The organism is Hongsoonwoonella zoysiae (assembly GCF_013266695.1).
Lineage (GTDB): Bacteria > Pseudomonadota > Alphaproteobacteria > Rhizobiales > Stappiaceae > Hongsoonwoonella > Hongsoonwoonella zoysiae.
On record NZ_JABRXF010000001.1, the window covers coordinates 1,542,531 to 1,558,181 of the forward strand.

The following is a 15,651-nucleotide window of genomic DNA, read 5'->3' on the forward strand; positions in this document are numbered from 1 at the left end:
CGAAGCCATGCGAATCCCGCGGCGGTGGCTCCGCCGCGGGACATGCGCCCTTACAGGGTCGACTTCGGTTCCTCGTCGTTGACGTTGACGCGGAAGAGACCGTCGAGGATTTCCTGTTCCTTTTCCCTGGCAGCCTTCAAGGCGTCTGCGTCGGCAAGGCTTTCGTCGACGACGAAGCTGCCGCCGCCATGCGCCATATAGCTGTAGGGGCCGTAATCCGCCGGCTCGAAGTTGCCGCTCGAAACGTCCTCTATCACCTTGTCGATCGTCGGTTCCATGTGCCAGAGCGCGCTCGAAAGGATCGTGCCGGGGTAGTCGCTAGCCGTGTCGATCACGTTGCCGATGGCCAGAATCCCCTTTTCCTTGGCGGCGTCCGACACGCCGAAGCGCTCCGCGTAGAGGATGTCGGCGCCCTTGTCGATCATGGCGAAGGCGGCTTCCTTGGCCTTCGGCGGGTCGTACCAGGAGTTGATGAAGGTGACGAGGAACTTCACATCTGGGTTCACCTCGCGCGCGCCTTCCATGAAGGCGTTCATCAGGCGGCTCACCTCGGGGATGGCATAACCGCCGACCATGCCGATCACGTTGGATTTCGTCGCCTTGCCCGCGATCATGCCGGTCAGGTAGCTCGGCTCGTGGATCCAGTTGTCGAAGACGGCGAAATTGGGCTTGGCGGGCCCGAAGGAGGAGCCCATCAGGAAGGCGGTGTCGGGATATTCCTTGGCGACGTTGCGCGCCGCGCGTTCCACCGCGAAGGCTTCGCCGACGATAAGGTCCATGCCGCCTTCGGCATATTCGCGCATGACGCGCTCATAATCGGTGTTGGCGACGTTTTCGGAGAAGGTGTAGGAGATGTCCCCGTGTTGTTGCGCGGCGTTGAGCGCCTTGTGGATGCGGCTCACCCACTGCTGCTCGACCGGCACCGTATAGATCGCGGCGACCTTGAGCTTTTCTTCCTGCGCCACGGCTGGCCCGCCGAGGATGACGGCGGCGGAAAAAATCCCTGCTGCGGCGGTCAGGATTGCCCGCCTCGTCCATGAAATCCCACGTGCGACTGCCATCTGGACCCCCTTGTCGTTTTTCAGTTTTCAGTTGATGCAAGGGGATATGAGCATAGATCAGGCCCGCTCACAATCTGTGCAGCCGGTTGCGTGGCCTGATTTCCGGTGGAAGGGAAAATTTCGGGCACATGGCCCTTGCTTGGGGCGGGTAGCGCCATTTGGGTAGGCATTTCGGCGGGTCTCGCGACCCGCCTTCATCCTGTTTCGTATCGCTGGCGGGCCCGGCTCAGGCGGCCGCGACCTCGTCGAGGAAGCTGTCGATCGCCGAGCGCAGCCGCGTTGCGTGGTCCTTCATTTCCAGCGTGGCGGCGCGCATGACACTCGCGGATTCGGAACTTTCGCCAACGCTCTGGCTCAAGGAGGTTATCGCTTCGGAAACGGTGCGCGTTCCTTCCGCGGCCTCGGCGACATTCGAGGATATCTCGCTTGTCGCCCCGCCTTGCTGGCGCACCGCCGCGGCGATGGAGGCCGTATAGCGGTTCACCTCCTCGACGGATTGCGTGACGGAGCCGATCTGGCTGACCGCATCCGCCGTCGAAGCCTGGATCGCCGAGATCTGCGCCGAGATTTCCTCCGTCGCCTTGGCGGTCTGGCCGGCAAGCGACTTCACCTCCGAGGCGACGACGGCAAAGCCCTTTCCGGCCTCGCCCGCCCGTGCCGCCTCGATGGTGGCGTTGAGGGCCAGAAGGTTCGTCTGTTCCGCGATCTCGGAAATCAGCGAAACGACATCGCCGATCTTGTTGGCGGCTTCCGCCAGCCCGCCGATCTTCTGGTTGGAGGCGTTGGCGTTCGCCGTGGTCTGCTCCACGATCTGCGCGGTGGTCGCGACCTGGCGGGCGATCTCCTCGATGGAGGCGTTAAGCTCCTCCGTAGCGCTCGCCACCGCCTGCACGTTGGCCGAGGCGCGGCCCGACTGTTCGGCGGCCTCGCCGCCGCGCCCGGCGGCGGTCGCGGAAAGGTCGGTCAGCCCGCCGGACAGCGTTTCCACGCGCTCCAGGTTCTTTTCCACCGCTTCCAGCATGGTTCGCATTTCATCGCGGAAGGATGCGATCATCCGGTCGATCGCCTCCTGGCGTTTTTCGCGGGCGATGTGTCCAACCTTGCGTTCGGCGGCAAGGCGCTCGCGCTCGACCGCGTTTTCCTTGAAGACTTCGATGCAGCGCGCCATTTCGCCGATCTCGTCGGCGCGGGCCGCACCTTCGATTTCCACGTCCAGATTGCCGTTGGCGATGGCCTGCGCCGTGCCGGAAAGCGCGCCAAGCGGCTTGAACATCCGGTTCGTCAGCCACCACTGGATCCCGGCGAAGGGAATGAGGCAGAGCCCGCCGGCGAGGATCACGCCAAGGATGATCGTGCTCGCAGCCGCCGAAAGCTCCGACTGTTCAACGGTTTCCACCACCTGGAAGGGCCTTGACAGGAATTCGCCCGACGCCTGGCTGAAGCGGTAGTCTTTGCCGCCGATCGTCAGCGTGTCGTCGGACGTCTTGACCTCCGCCATCGGGTATACGGCGGCGGTCGCCCCGTCATCGGCGAGCTTGACGAGCGTATCGCCTGCGACGAGCAGGGCAAGTTCGCTCTCGCCGATGCCGGTCTTGCCGTTCAGCACGCTTGCCGCGCCCCGCATGTCGATGGTGAAGGCCACGGCTCCGAAAAAGGAATCCAGATAGAACACCGGCGTGGCCACGACGGCGGTGAGCGCTCCCGTCTTGTTGAGCGTGAAGCCCGAGAAGAACACGTCGCCCGCCTTCAGCTTTTCCGAAGCGGATGCTTCGATCAGCGGCTTTAGCGCCATTTGCACGGGGTTGCCCGCCAGTTCCGCAGCATCGACGTTGCGGGCGAATTCATCGCCCTTGCGGTAGCTGTAGACGATGTTTCCGTCCGGATCGGAAAGCGCAACGTCGGAGAAGACGCCCTGGCCCACCATTTCGCTGAACGCGGTGTGGATGACCTTGTGGTTTGTGGCGTAATAGCTGTCGTCGCCCGGCTCCACGAGGAGGTGGCGCTGGTCGGCGGCATTGGGGTTGTTTTCGACGAACACGCGCAAGAGCTGCTCGGTCTGGTTTTCCTTCAGGTTCTTCCAGCCGGCCCGCATCTTCATGATGCTGTCCTTGGCGCTTGGCAGGGTGGCGAAGAAGTGCGCGCTGTCGTTGACCTGCTGAAGGGTGAGCTCCATCGCCTTGCGCTTGCCCACCGTCGCGCTTGTCAGCGCCTTGTCGGCCTGGGTATTGGCGACGCCGCTTGCGAGTTGCGACGTGGCGATGACGATGGCGGCGCACATGACGGCCGCTCCTGCAAAGAACATCAGCGCCAGTTTGGTGGAGAGCTTGTTCCGCAGCATTTTTATGGTTCTCCCGGATCGTTCTGCCGCTTTTGCGCCAGCGTCTTTTCCTGCAACCGCCGTCGCGGCCGGAAAGCGCCAGTGCTTGTTGGCCGGGGAGTATTCACGGAAAATTCCAAAGATTAATTAACAAGCTAACTGACGTAGGGGAAATTTCAGACGGCGCTGGCCCGGGCCTGCAGACGGTAGCTTTCACCGGGGTGGAGGAGCCTTGCGAGCGTGATTGCACGGGCGCCGTCGCGTGTTACGCGGGTAATCTGCAAAACGGGCGCCCCGGGGCTGAGGCCGAGGGCGCGGGCGTCGGCGGCTTCGGCGGCGATTGCGGCAACCTCGTGCTCCACCGATGACCACGGAACATTGTCGAGAAGCCACTGGTTCGGCCCTTGCCTTTCGAAGGGTTCGCCGCGCGCTCCCGGCGCGGCGGCAAGGCTGATCCACCGCTTTTCGAGCTGGAAAGGGGTGCCGTCGGCCAGGTGCAGGCAGACGATGGCCAGCACCGGCGCACCCTCCGCAACCTCCAGCGCCCGGGCGATGTCGCCGCGCGCGGGTTCCTCGCGCCGCCGGATCAGCCGGTAGCCCACCTTGCACCCCAGCTTTGAAATCTCCTGGTCGATGCGCGGTATGTCGAGCAGGGCGGAATGGCCGGAAAAGGGGGCTACCCGTGTTCCCGCCCGCTTGCGCCGTTCCAGCACGCCTTCGCCAGCCAACTCGCGGATTGCCCGGTTCACCGTCATGCGCGCGCAGCCGTAGCCTTCGGCAAGTTCCACCTCGCCGGGAATGGTGGTGCCGGGCCTCAACTTGCCGGAGCGCACCTGTGCCAGTATATCGGCCTTGATGCGCTTGTAGAGCGGCTCGCCGTTTTCCTCGGAACTCAAAATCCGCGCGCGAATTGGTTCTCTCCCTCTCACGGGCGTCTTGCGGACGGGTCTTTGTTTTCAATCATAGCAGGTAAAATGTCTATACATAAAAACTCAACTTCACGTTGCGTGCACTAGTACTTGTGGCCAGCAGTGGGTCTCTGATTCTTTAATGATATCAACCCGGAGCTTTCGGAGAGGCTCCGCATGGGCAGCGCTTTCGACCAAAGTGTATTAACCCATTGTCTCGCTTCGTCAGTGCTCCCCGCCAACATATAGTCGCGCCCGAAATGCTGCGCTGACTGTAGGGAATCATATAGACTTGGCGGGCATCGACCGGTCGGAGGAGGTGCTGGAGCGCTTGTCCTGAAGGCATAATCGCATTCATGACGGGATTTCGGTTCAGAAACAATGGGTTGGGCATATCCTTGCCGCCAAATCCAAATCGGATCTGGCGGAATATGCTCGAGGCCGGCGGATTTGCAATTTTGCGGAGGACTTAAATGGACAACGACAAGGAATCGGGCGTCGCCTATTGGAAGGCGAACCTGTCGCTCGTCAAATGGAGCCTGGTCATCTGGGCGATCGTTTCGTTCGGCTTCGGCATTGTTCTGCGGCCGCTTCTTTCCGGCATCAAAATCGGCGGCACGGATCTCGGCTTCTGGTTCGCCCAGCAGGGATCGATCTACGTCTTTCTCATCCTGATTTTCTTCTATGCCTGGCGCATGAACGCGCTGGACAAGAAATTCGGCGTCGACGAAGAGTGAGCGCGGGGAAATAAAGATGGACCTTCAAACTCTTACCTATCTTGTCGTCGGCTCGACCTTCGCGCTGTATATCGGCATCGCCATCTGGGCGCGGGCCGGCACGACGGGCGAATTCTATGCCGCGGGCCGCGGCGTTCATCCCGTCACCAACGGCATGGCGACTGCGGCGGACTGGATGTCGGCTGCCTCCTTCATCTCCATGGCCGGCCTCATCGCCTTCGTCGGTTACGACAACTCGACCTTCCTCATGGGCTGGACGGGTGGTTACGTGCTGCTTGCCATGTTGCTTGCGCCTTATCTTCGCAAGTTCGGCAAGTTCACGGTGCCGGAGTTTATCGGCGACCGTTTCTACAGCCCGACCGCGCGTCTCGTCGCGGTTATCTGCCTCATCGTTGCCTCGCTGACATACGTCATTGGCCAGATGACGGGCGTTGGCGTCGCCTTCTCCCGCTTCCTCAACGTTTCTTCGGAAATCGGCCTGTTCGTGGGCGCGGCGATCGTCTTCGCCTATGCGGTTCTGGGCGGCATGAAGGGCATCACCTACACCCAGGTCGCGCAGTATTGCGTCCTGATCCTTGCCTACACGATCCCGGCGATCTTCATCTCGCTGCAGCTTACCGGCAACGCCTTCCCGCAGGTTGGCCTGTTCTCCAACACGCTCGCCGACGGCGTGCCGCTTCTCACCAAGCTGAACGAGGTGATCGGCGAGCTGGGCTTTGCCTCCTACACCGGGCACCATTCGAATACGCTCAACATGGTGTTGTTCACCCTGTCGCTGATGATCGGCACTGCGGGTCTTCCGCACGTCATCATCCGCTTCTTCACGGTGCCCAGGGTTGCCGACGCGCGCTGGTCGGCCGGCTGGGCGCTCGTCTTCATCGCGCTTCTTTATACGGTCGCTCCGGCGGTCGGCGCGATGGCTCGCCTCAACCTCGTCGACACGATCCAGATCGGCCAGGTCGGTGCGCCGGACGGCAATCTCGCCTATGACGACCGCCCGGACTGGTTCAGGAACTGGGAGACCACGGGCCTTCTCAAGTTCGAGGACAAGAACGGCGACGGCCGCATCCAGTACTATAATGACGCATCGCAAGGCTTCGCCGCCAAGGCCGAGGAGTTCGGCTGGAAAGGCAACGAGCTTGACGTGAATCGCGACATTCTGGTGCTCGCCAATCCGGAAATCGCGCAGTTGCCGAACTGGGTGATCGCGCTGGTCGCGGCCGGCGGTCTCGCAGCCGCTCTGTCGACGGCGGCCGGTCTGTTGCTCGCCATCTCCTCGGCGGTGTCGCACGACCTGATCAAGGGGGCGTATAATCCGAACATCTCGGAAAAATCCGAACTCCTTGCGGCCCGCATAGCAATGGCGGCGTCGATCGTGGTTGCCACATACCTCGGGCTCAACCCGCCGGGCTTCGCGGCCCAGACGGTGGCACTGGCCTTCGGTCTTGCGGCGGCCTCCATCTTCCCGGCGTTGATGATGGGCATCTTCGTGAAGCGCATCAACAACAAGGGCGCGGTCGCGGGCATGCTCACGGGCCTCATCTTCACCATCGTCTACATCTTCTGGTACAAGGGCTGGCTCTTCATTCCGGGCACCAACTTCGCCCCGGATACGCCGGATGCATGGGTGTTCGGCATCTCGCCGCTCTCCATCGGTTCGGTCGGTGCGCTCCTGAACTTCGGCGTCGCCTACTTCGTGTCGAACGCGACCGAGGAACCGCCGCAGGAGATCCAGGACCTCGTCGAAAGCATCCGCATTCCGCGCGGAGCGGGTGCGGCCACGGGTCACTGACCTTCCAGGATGTGGTAAAAAAACCGGACCCCGCCACGGCGGGGTCCTTTTTGTCTGAGATGTCGGGAGCAAACGCATGACGCCGGACCGGACGGAAATTCGCTCCTTTCTCGCCCGCTATCATCCCTTCGATCTTTTGCCGGAGGAGGCGCTCGACCTGCTCTCTCAATCGGGCGAGGCCAAGAACGCGGATGCGGGCACGGCCTTTTACGAGGTCGGCCACCGGCTTGACGCGCTTTACGTCGTGCTTGCAGGCGAGGTCGATCTCGTCTCGCCGGAAGGCGATGTGATTTCCCATTTCCGTCCGGGCGAAGCCTTCGGCGCGCGCACGCTCCTGCGTGACGGTATCGCCGCCCTTCGCGCCGTCGCCATGCGCGACGCCCAGGCATTCGCGATCCCGCGCGCTCTTTTCGAAGAATATCTGAAGGATTATCCCGCGTTTGCTGCCTTCTTCGAGCGGTTGAAGCAGCAGGGCAGGCGGCCGAGCGCGGCCGTCGACACGACGAACGCCCTGATCTCTGCTCCCTTGCGTGAGGTCATGACCGTAAACCCCGTCATCATCGCGCCGGACGCCACGATCCGCGAGGCGGCGGGAATTCTGGCGCAAAGGGGCATTTCCTGCGTTCTGATCGGTTCCGATCACCGCCTCGACGGCATCCTCACGACGGGCGACCTCACCTCCCGCGTCCTGGCGAAGGGGCTCGACCCTTCGCGCCCCGTATCGGACGTGATGACGAAAAACCCGCTCGCCTTCGAACCGGAATCCCTCGTTTTCGACGCGATGATCGAGATGAGCGGGCGTTCCATCGGCCATCTTCCGGTGGTCGACGGCGGGCGGCCCGTCGGCATCCTGACGAAGACGGATCTCATCCGCCGTCAGTCGGTTTCGGCCGTTTTCATGATTTCCGATATCGGCCGGCTTACGGCACTTGAGGATCTGAAGGAGATCGTCTCCCACATCCCGCAGCTTCTTGCCCAGCTTATCGGTTCGGGCGTGGAGGCGCATAAGGTCGGGCACCTTGTCACCAGCATTGCCGATGCGCTGACGCGCAGGCTCTTGAAGCTTGGCGAGGATCGTTTCGGCTCCCCGCCCGTACCCTATCTCTGGCTTGCCTGCGGCTCGCAAGGGCGGCGCGAGCAGACCGGCGTTTCGGATCAGGACAATTGCCTGATCCTGCATGACGACTATGCGGAATCGGAGCACGGCGCCTATTTCACCGATCTTGCCAAATTCGTCTCAGACGGGCTCGACGCCTGCGGCTATTATTACTGCCCCGGAGAAATGATGGCGACCAACCCGAAATGGCGCCAGCCGGCGAAGGTGTGGCGTTCCTATTTCCGGAGCTGGATCGCAAAGCCGGACCCGATGGCGCAAATGCTGTCGTCGGTGATGTTCGATCTGCGTCCCATCGCCGGCGACGAAACGCTTTACGCCGGCATGCACCGCGAAACGCTGAAGACGGCGCGGGTCAATTCCATCTTCCGCGCCCATCTGATCGCCAATTCGTTGAAGCACACGCCCCCCTTGTCGCTCTTCCGGGGATTCGCGCTGATCCGATCCGGCGAGCACAAGGACACGGTGGACCTGAAGCATTCGGGCGTCGTGCCGATCGTCGATCTTGCCCGCGTTTACGCGCTCGATGCGGCGATTGAGGCGGTGAACACGCGCGAGCGTCTGGTCGCGGCGCGCGAGGCCGGTTCGCTCAGCACGTCGGGCGCTGACGACCTGATCGACGCATACGATCTCATTGCCGACATTCGCCTGGAGCATCAGGCGCGGCAGGTGCGCGAAGGCAAAAAGCCGGATAACTTCATGGCTCCGGGCGCGCTTTCGGCGCTCGAACGCAATCACCTGAAAGATGCCTTCGGCGTGGTGAAGACCATGCAGTCGGCGCTTTCCTCGCGGGCGGCCTGACCGTTCGCCAAGCGGATTTTACTGGATCGCCTCATGCTTTTGGGTCTTCTCGGCACTCTCGTTCTCGGCATCGCCATCGGCGGCGTCCTTACCGCCGCCTACCGGCTTTCGGGCCGCCGCCTGCCGAAGTGGATCATCCCCGTGGGTGCCGCTCTCGGCATGATCATCTTCCACGCGTGGAACGAATACACCTGGTTCAGCCGCACCGTGGCTGGGCTACCGCCGCACGTTCAGGTCGGCCAGACCTACACCGTCTCGAACGCGATCCAGCCTTGGACGCTCCTTTTCCCGCGTATCGACCGTTTTTCCGCCGTCGATCTCGGTTCGGTGCGCACCAACGACAAGGCGCCGGGCTATCGTCTCGCTCAGGTTCACCTTGTCACCCGCTTTTCGCCGACAGGCACCACCCGCCAGTTGTTCGACTGTAACGAGCCGCGCCGCATGGTCCTTGGCGAGGAGACCGAGTTCAACGAAGAGGGCCTGCCGAAGAACCCCGACTGGGAGGTTCTGCCGGCGAATGATCCGCTGCTTGAAAAGGTCTGCTCCCAGCCGGTCGCGTCGGGTTGAACCGGACGCCGCGCCGTCCACCTCTCGGATGACGCGCTCACTGAAACAGTGCCAATATCGCCTCCACGAGAAATGAGTCGATTCTGGAGCAGCACCCATGACCTTCGATCTCCTGATCAAAAACGCCGCCCTGCCGGACGGGCGAAAGGGCATGGATATCGCCTGTGCCGGCGGGCGCATCGCGGCGGTGGACCGCGGCATTGAAGGCGACGCCGCCCGCGTGATCGAGGCGGAAGGCCGTCTCGTCTCCCCGCCCTTCGTCGACAGTCATTTCCACATGGACGCGACGCTTTCTCTTGGCCTGCCGCGCATGAACGAAAGCGGCACGCTTCTCGAAGGTATCGCGCTCTGGGGCGAATTGAAGCCGCTTCTTACCCATGAGGCGGTGATGGAGCGCGCGCTGCGCTATTGCGATCTCGCCGTCTCGCAAGGGCTGCTGGCAATCCGCACCCATGTCGATATCTGCGACGACAGGCTTCTTGCCGCCGAAGCGCTTCTGGAAGTGAAAAAGCGGATCGCTCCTTATATCGATCTACAGCTCGTCGCCTTCCCGCAGGACGGGTTCTACCGCTCGCCGAATTCGGAAAAAAACCTCATTCGTGCGCTCGATATGGGCGTCGATATCGTCGGCGGCATCCCGCATTTCGAGCGCACGATGGCCGACGGCGCGAAAAGTGTTGCCGCCCTTTGCGAAATTGCCGCTGAACGCGGGCTGATGGTCGATATCCACTGCGACGAAACGGACGACCCGATGTCGCGTCATATCGAGACCTTGGCCTATGAGACGCAACGCCTTGGCCTTCAGGGCCGTGTCGCCGGCTCGCATCTCACGTCCATGCATTCCATGGACAATTACTATGTCTCGAAGCTGTTGCCGTTGATCGCCGAAGCCGGCGTATCAGCCATCGCCAATCCGCTTATCAACATCACCATTCAGGGCCGGCACGACACCTACCCGAAGCGGCGTGGCCAGACCCGCGTGCCGGAGATGCGCTCGCAAGGTATCAACATCGCCTTCGGCCACGATTGCGTGATGGATCCTTGGTATTCGCTGGGCAATGCCGACATGCTGGAGGTCGCCTCCATGGGCCTGCACGTGGGGCACATGACCTCTCGCGAGGCGATGCGCTACGCCTTCGATTGCGTGACGAAAAACCCGGCAAGGATCATGGGGCTTGAGGGTTACGGCCTCGAAGTCGGCTGCAAGGCGGATATGGTGCTGCTGCAAGCCGCCGATCCGATAGAGGCGATAAGGCTGAAAGCCCGCCGCCTTGCGGTGGTGAAATCGGGCCGCGTCATCTCCGAAACGCCTGCGCAAGTCGCCACGCTCTCGCTCGAAGGCCGGCCCGCCGCGGTCGATCCGGCGGACTATACGCCCGCCGGAAGTTGATCTCTCGTCAGCCCTTCAGCGCGGCGACGGCTTCCTTGGCAAGCTTCGTGATCGCGGCGAAATCGCCGGCTTCCACCAGTTTGTCGGGTGCGACCCACGAGCCGCCGACGGTCACCACATTGGGGAGTGCCAGATAGTTGCGCGCATTGTCGAGCGAGACCCCGCCGGTCGGGCAGAATTTCACATCCGGCAGCGGGCTTGCCATGGATTTCAGCATCGCCACGCCGCCTGCCGCTTCCGCGGGAAAGAATTTCAGAACCTCGAAGCCCTGATCGGCCAGTTCCATCGCCTCCGTCGGCGTGGCGGAGCCGGGCAGGAAGGGCAGGTTGGCGCGTTTCACCGCCGCGATCAGCTCCGCCGGCGAGCCGGGGCTGACGCCGAACACGGAGCCCGCCTCAATCGTCGCCTCAACGTCGGCTGCCCCGCGCAGCGTGCCCGCGCCCACGATTGCATCCGGGCAGGCATCCTTGATCGCGCGGATCGCGTCGAGCGCGACAGGCGTGCGCAGCGTGATCTCCAGCACCGGCAGCCCGCCTTCCACAAGGGCTTTCGCCAGCGGTACGGCATCTTCCAGCCGCTTGATCACGATCACGGGGATCATCGGGGCGGCGGCGCAGATTTCCGAAACGGATGTCATTCAATCATGTCCTGTGGTTGGTTAGCCGGTAAAGCAGGCCGATGGTCGAGGCGTCGAGGCCGCTCTTGTCCGTGGCTTCGCCGGAAACGAGCGGGGCAAGCTGACCGGCCAGTTCCTTGCCCAGTTCCACGCCCCACTGGTCGTAGGAATTCACGTTCCAGATCGCGCCCTGCACGAACACCTTGTGTTCGAAAAGCGCGATCAGCCGCCCGAGGGTGTAAGGGTCGAGCCGGTCGTAGAGGATCACGGTCGAAGGCCGGTCGCCGGGGAAGGTGCGGTGCGGGGCCAGCTTGTCGATCTCATCCGCGCTCGCGCCCTTCTTTTCCATCGCCGCACGCACGTCTTCCTCGGGCCGTCCGAAGGCGAGCGCGCGCGCCTGCGCAAGGCAGTTTGCGAGAAGCAGGTGGTGGTGGCCTTCCATTCCGTCTCGAACGTTCACGGCAGCCAGGAAATCGACCGGGATGACGTCCGTTCCCTGGTGCAAAAGCTGGAAGAAGGAGTGCTGGGCGTTGGTGCCGGGTTCCCCCCATATGATCGGGCCCGTCTCGCCATGCGGCGGCTCTCCCTCGCGCGTCACCCGCTTGCCGTTGCTTTCCATGTCGAGCTGCTGGACATAGGCCGCGAAACGGTCAAGCCGCTGGTCGTAGGGGATCAGCGCCACCGTCGGCAGCTCCAGCGCGTTGCGCCGCCAGATGCCGACAAGCGCCAGAAGCACGGGCAGGTTCTCGCGTAAGGGTGCGTCGCGGAAATGCCGGTCCATGGCTTCCGCGCCCGCCAGGAACTTGCGGAAATTCTCCGCGCCGATGGCGATCGCAAGCGGCAGGCCGATTGCCGACCAGATCGAATAGCGCCCGCCAACCCAGTCCCAGAAGCCGAAGACGCGGGTCTCGTCGATGCCGAAATCGGCGGTGGCATCGAGGTTGGTGGAAACGGCGGCGAAATGCTTGCCGGCATCTTGGCCCAGCTTTGCCTCCACCCAGGCGCGTGCGGAACGCGCGTTGGTCATGGTTTCCAAGGTGGTGAAGGTTTTGGAGGCGACGATGAAGAGCGTGCGGGCCGGGTCGAGGGTTTTCAGCGTGTCGGCCAGATGCGCTCCGTCGACGTTTGAGACGAAATGCAGGCGCGGGCCGTCGGCATCGGGCGAAAGCGCGCGCACCGCCATCGCGGGGCCAAGGTCCGATCCGCCGATACCGATGTTGACCACATCGGTAAATGGCTTCCCGTCGGCCGCCGCATATTTGCCGGATCGCACGTCCTCGGCAAAGGTGAGGAACCGGTCCAGCGTTTCATGCACCTTCGGGATCACGTTTTCGCCCTCGACCAAGACCTTCGTATCCGGCCCGGCGCGAAGGGCCGCGTGCAGGACCGCGCGCCCTTCGGTCAGGTTGATGGGCTCGCCGGAAAACATCGCCTCGCGGCGCCCCTCGACGTCGGCGGCCCGGGCGAGCGCGATCAGCGCGTCGAGCGCGGCTTCGTCGATCTTTTCCTTTGAAAAGTCGATCAGCAGATCGTCGAGCGTGGCGGAAAACCTGTCGAAACGGTTTCCGTCTTCCGCGAACAACCCGGAAAGATGTATGGGGCGCAGCCGGCTTGCCTCGGCGTGGACAAGGCTCCACGCTTCGCCCATTGCGGCCTGTCTTGCGTCTTGCGGTGTTCCGGCCAACGTCGCCTCCATTTGCTGAAACCGCGTCCTTGTCGCAAAATTCCATGACGAGGAAAAGACCTGATGTACGTTCCTCAAAAAGGTGGGGCCGGAACGCGCGAAGGTTTCTCCGGGGACTTCCTTTCCGTCGCCATCGCCGGGCTTGACCCGGCGATCCATTGTACCATGGCCAAATGTTATGACTGCGAATGGATACCCGCGTTGAATTCATTCCTGTCCGTTTGGATATCCTGCCCGGTTTTTTGCAAGGCGCTAGCCCACTCTCCGCCGTCGCCCCGGATCTAGTCCGGGACGACGCCGGTGAAGGGTCGAATGCCGCGCAAAATGTCCACCGCTGTTCGGTTATGGGCAGATATGGCGAACTGACCGAGTGTCAGCCACACACTCCATGACCTCTCCCCCTTTGGCGGGAGAGGTCGGCGCGGAACGCGCCGGGTTAGGGGGTAAAGATTTGCGGCAAAAGCCGTCCGTTCTCACGTCCCCGCCTGCGGCGCGCATCCCGCGCAATGCCCGCGAATCTCGATCGTCGTCTTCGAGGGCGAAAAGCGGTGGCCTTGCGCCCAGGCGGCAAGCCGTTCGCTCACCATGTCGTCGGAGAACTCGTCGACCTGCCCGCAGGCCTCGCAAATGGCGAAGGCGATGATGCCTGCCTTGTGGCACTGCGGATGAGCGCAGGCAACGAAGGCGTTCATGCATTCGAGCCGGTGGATCAGCCCGTAGTCGATCAGCTTGTCGAGCGCCCGGTACACCTGCAGCGGCGCGCGGAAACCCTCGTCGCGAAGCCGGTCGAGGATCGAATATGCGCTCATCGGCTGATCCGCCTGTGTCAGCGTGTCGAAAACGAGCGACTGGTTGCGGGTCAGGCTCGGGGCGGCGGTCATTTGGCGTGTTCCCGGCGGTTGCTGTTTTGCGGGTCGGTTCGGCGCAATCGAATCGGTACGAGCGAAAGGATAAACAGGATCAGGGCCGCGACAACGATGGATGGCCCCGACGGCGTATCATATTCAAGCGAGCCGAAGAGGCCGAGCGTGACGGCGCCGGCCCCCAGCAGCGAGGCTGTCAGCGCCATTTGCTCCGGTGTCGCCGCAAAGCGTCTTGCCGTTGCGGCCGGAATGATCAGAAGCGAGGTAATAAGGAGGATGCCGACAAGCTTCATGGCGATGGCGATGACAAGCGCCATCAGCAGCTTGAAGGCGAAGAGCGAAAGGTCCGGCTTGAGGCCTTCCGATTCCGCAAGTTCCGTGCTGACTGTCGAAGCGAGCAGCGGACGCCAGAGAAAGTAAAGCGCGCCGATCACCACCGCTCCGCCGGCATAGATGATCGCGATGTCGCTCGTCGTCACCGCGAGAATATCGCCGAAGAGAAAGCTCAGGAGATCGACGCGGATCCACGTCATGAAGGCGACCATGACGAGGCCGATGGCAAGGGTGGAATGCGAGAGAATACCGAGCAGCGCGTCCGTCGAAAGCCCGCCCTTTTTCTGCAGCGCCAATAGTGCGACGGAAACGAGCGCCGCGACAATGAAGACGCCGAGCGTCAGGTCGATCTCGAACAGGAAGGCGAGCGCCACGCCAAGCAGTGCCGAATGCGCCATGGTGTCGCCGAAATAGGCCATCCGCCGCCAGACGATGAAACAGCCGAGCGGGCCTGCCGTCAGCGCCAGGCCGATGCCTGCGACAAGCGCGCGGGTGAAAAAATCGTCGAACATTCAAATGCTCTTAATGATGGTGGTCATGCTCGTGGTCCTGGTCGGAGCAGGTCTCGGCGATGGTGCCGTCGGCGAACCTCACGCGCCCGTCCGGCAGGTGCGTGTGGTCGTGGTGGTGGCTGTAGAGCGCCAGCGTTTCGGCAGCGCGCGTGCCGAAAAGCTTCAGATATTCGGCACTTGAGGCGACCGATTGCGGCGTTCCCCGGCAGCAGATATGACCGTTGAGGCAGACGACCGTGTCGGTATCCGCCATCACGACGTGAAGATCGTGCGAAATCAGCAGGATGCCGCAGCCCGTCCGGTCGCGGATCTCCTTTATCAGCCGGTAGAGCGCCACTTGTCCCGTGAAATCCACGCCTTGCACCGGCTCGTCCAGCACCAGAAGGTCGGGCTTGCGGATGATCGCGCGGGCCAGCAGCGCGCGCTGAAATTCGCCGCCCGACAAATGCTGCACTTCCGCGCGTTCCATATGCGCAATGCCGACCGCCTCCAGCGCTTCTTCTATTTCCCTGGCAGGGTGGTTTTCCGTCAGCGTCATCAGCCGCTTGACGCTGAGCGGCAGCGTCCAGTCGATCGCAAGTTTCTGCGGGACGTATCCCACCTTGAGTTGCGGCTTTCGCGTAACGCCGCCTTCATCGGGTTTCACCACGCCGAGTGCGGTGCGCGCGGTCGTCGATTTGCCGGATCCGTTCGGCCCGATCAGCGTCACGATTTCCCCGGCATTCACGCAAAGGTCGATCCCGCGCACGAGCCATCGCCCGCCCCGGCGCACGCCGACGTTCTTCATGTCTATCAGGCGGCCCGGCGTATTCTGGCTGGCGTCAAGCATGTCCGCTCCGGCGGTTACCGTATTCCGATTTCTCGAACTTGGCATCGGGTATGGCATACGTTATAGCATAACGCAATAAACGTTATAAAGTTACACATTCTCCTGAAGCCATCCACTGGAGAGCCGC

The 15,651-nt window shown here is 62.7% G+C and carries 13 protein-coding genes; 5 read left to right on the forward strand and 8 right to left on the reverse strand.

The annotated features are described in order from the left end of the window. Positions 1-50: 50 nt before the first annotated feature. The 3 genes from HPQ64_RS07175 to HPQ64_RS07185 all read right to left on the reverse strand — a co-directional run bounded on the left by HPQ64_RS07175 (position 51) and on the right by HPQ64_RS07185 (position 4,274). On the reverse strand, positions 51-1,061 hold the full coding sequence (locus HPQ64_RS07175) for a BMP family protein (protein ID WP_172887681.1): 1,011 nt from the start codon (positions 1,059-1,061) through the stop codon (positions 51-53). Positions 1,062-1,287: 226 nt separating this feature from the next. Next, positions 1,288-3,399 (reverse strand): methyl-accepting chemotaxis protein, encoded by a 2,112-nt coding sequence (locus HPQ64_RS07180; RefSeq protein WP_172887682.1) that lies wholly within the window; start codon positions 3,397-3,399, stop codon positions 1,288-1,290. A gap of 155 nt (positions 3,400-3,554) precedes the next feature. Further along, positions 3,555-4,274: a histidine utilization transcriptional repressor HutC gene (locus HPQ64_RS07185; RefSeq protein ID WP_172887683.1), complete on the reverse strand. Its 720-nt coding sequence runs from the start codon at positions 4,272-4,274 to the stop codon at positions 3,555-3,557. A 485-nt stretch (positions 4,275-4,759) separates the two neighbouring features. On the opposite strand from HPQ64_RS07185, the gene HPQ64_RS07190 reads away from it, so the two are divergent. The 5 genes from HPQ64_RS07190 to HPQ64_RS07210 all read left to right on the forward strand — a co-directional run bounded on the left by HPQ64_RS07190 (position 4,760) and on the right by HPQ64_RS07210 (position 10,687). Next, the gene (locus HPQ64_RS07190; protein ID WP_172887684.1) at positions 4,760-5,023 is read left to right on the forward strand and encodes a DUF4212 domain-containing protein; all 264 of its coding nucleotides are present in this window, start codon (positions 4,760-4,762) and stop codon (positions 5,021-5,023) included. A 16-nt stretch (positions 5,024-5,039) separates the two neighbouring features. Further along, positions 5,040-6,815 (forward strand): sodium:solute symporter family protein, encoded by a 1,776-nt coding sequence (locus HPQ64_RS07195; protein ID WP_172887685.1) that lies wholly within the window; start codon positions 5,040-5,042, stop codon positions 6,813-6,815. A 76-nt stretch (positions 6,816-6,891) separates the two neighbouring features. Next, the gene (locus tag HPQ64_RS07200) at positions 6,892-8,730 is read left to right on the forward strand and encodes a DUF294 nucleotidyltransferase-like domain-containing protein (RefSeq protein WP_172887686.1); all 1,839 of its coding nucleotides are present in this window, start codon (positions 6,892-6,894) and stop codon (positions 8,728-8,730) included. Between the two features lie 33 nt (positions 8,731-8,763). Next, positions 8,764-9,297: a hypothetical protein gene (locus HPQ64_RS07205; RefSeq protein ID WP_172887687.1), complete on the forward strand. Its 534-nt coding sequence runs from the start codon at positions 8,764-8,766 to the stop codon at positions 9,295-9,297. 97 nt (positions 9,298-9,394) lie between these two features. Beyond that, the gene (locus tag HPQ64_RS07210) at positions 9,395-10,687 is read left to right on the forward strand and encodes an amidohydrolase family protein (RefSeq protein WP_172887688.1); all 1,293 of its coding nucleotides are present in this window, start codon (positions 9,395-9,397) and stop codon (positions 10,685-10,687) included. Positions 10,688-10,694: 7 nt separating this feature from the next. Here the strand turns inward: HPQ64_RS07210 and HPQ64_RS07215 are convergent, their stop codons facing one another. From HPQ64_RS07215 to HPQ64_RS07235, 5 genes are all read right to left on the reverse strand, one after another. Continuing rightward, positions 10,695-11,324: a bifunctional 4-hydroxy-2-oxoglutarate aldolase/2-dehydro-3-deoxy-phosphogluconate aldolase gene (locus HPQ64_RS07215; RefSeq protein WP_172887689.1), complete on the reverse strand. Its 630-nt coding sequence runs from the start codon at positions 11,322-11,324 to the stop codon at positions 10,695-10,697. A 4-nt stretch (positions 11,325-11,328) separates the two neighbouring features. Further along, on the reverse strand, positions 11,329-12,951 hold the full coding sequence (gene pgi / locus HPQ64_RS07220) for a glucose-6-phosphate isomerase (RefSeq protein WP_172888554.1): 1,623 nt from the start codon (positions 12,949-12,951) through the stop codon (positions 11,329-11,331). A 509-nt stretch (positions 12,952-13,460) separates the two neighbouring features. Continuing rightward, positions 13,461-13,868 carry a Fur family transcriptional regulator gene (locus HPQ64_RS07225; protein ID WP_172887690.1) on the reverse strand — a complete coding sequence of 136 codons (408 nt, stop codon included), beginning with the start codon at positions 13,866-13,868 and terminating at the stop codon, positions 13,461-13,463. Further along, the gene (locus tag HPQ64_RS07230) at positions 13,865-14,695 is read right to left on the reverse strand and encodes a metal ABC transporter permease (RefSeq protein WP_172887691.1); all 831 of its coding nucleotides are present in this window, start codon (positions 14,693-14,695) and stop codon (positions 13,865-13,867) included. The genes HPQ64_RS07225 and HPQ64_RS07230 overlap by 4 nt, the downstream gene beginning before the upstream one ends. 10 nt (positions 14,696-14,705) lie before the next feature. Further along, the gene (locus HPQ64_RS07235) at positions 14,706-15,524 is read right to left on the reverse strand and encodes an ATP-binding cassette domain-containing protein (protein ID WP_172887692.1); all 819 of its coding nucleotides are present in this window, start codon (positions 15,522-15,524) and stop codon (positions 14,706-14,708) included. Between the last annotated feature and the right edge of the window lie 127 nt (positions 15,525-15,651).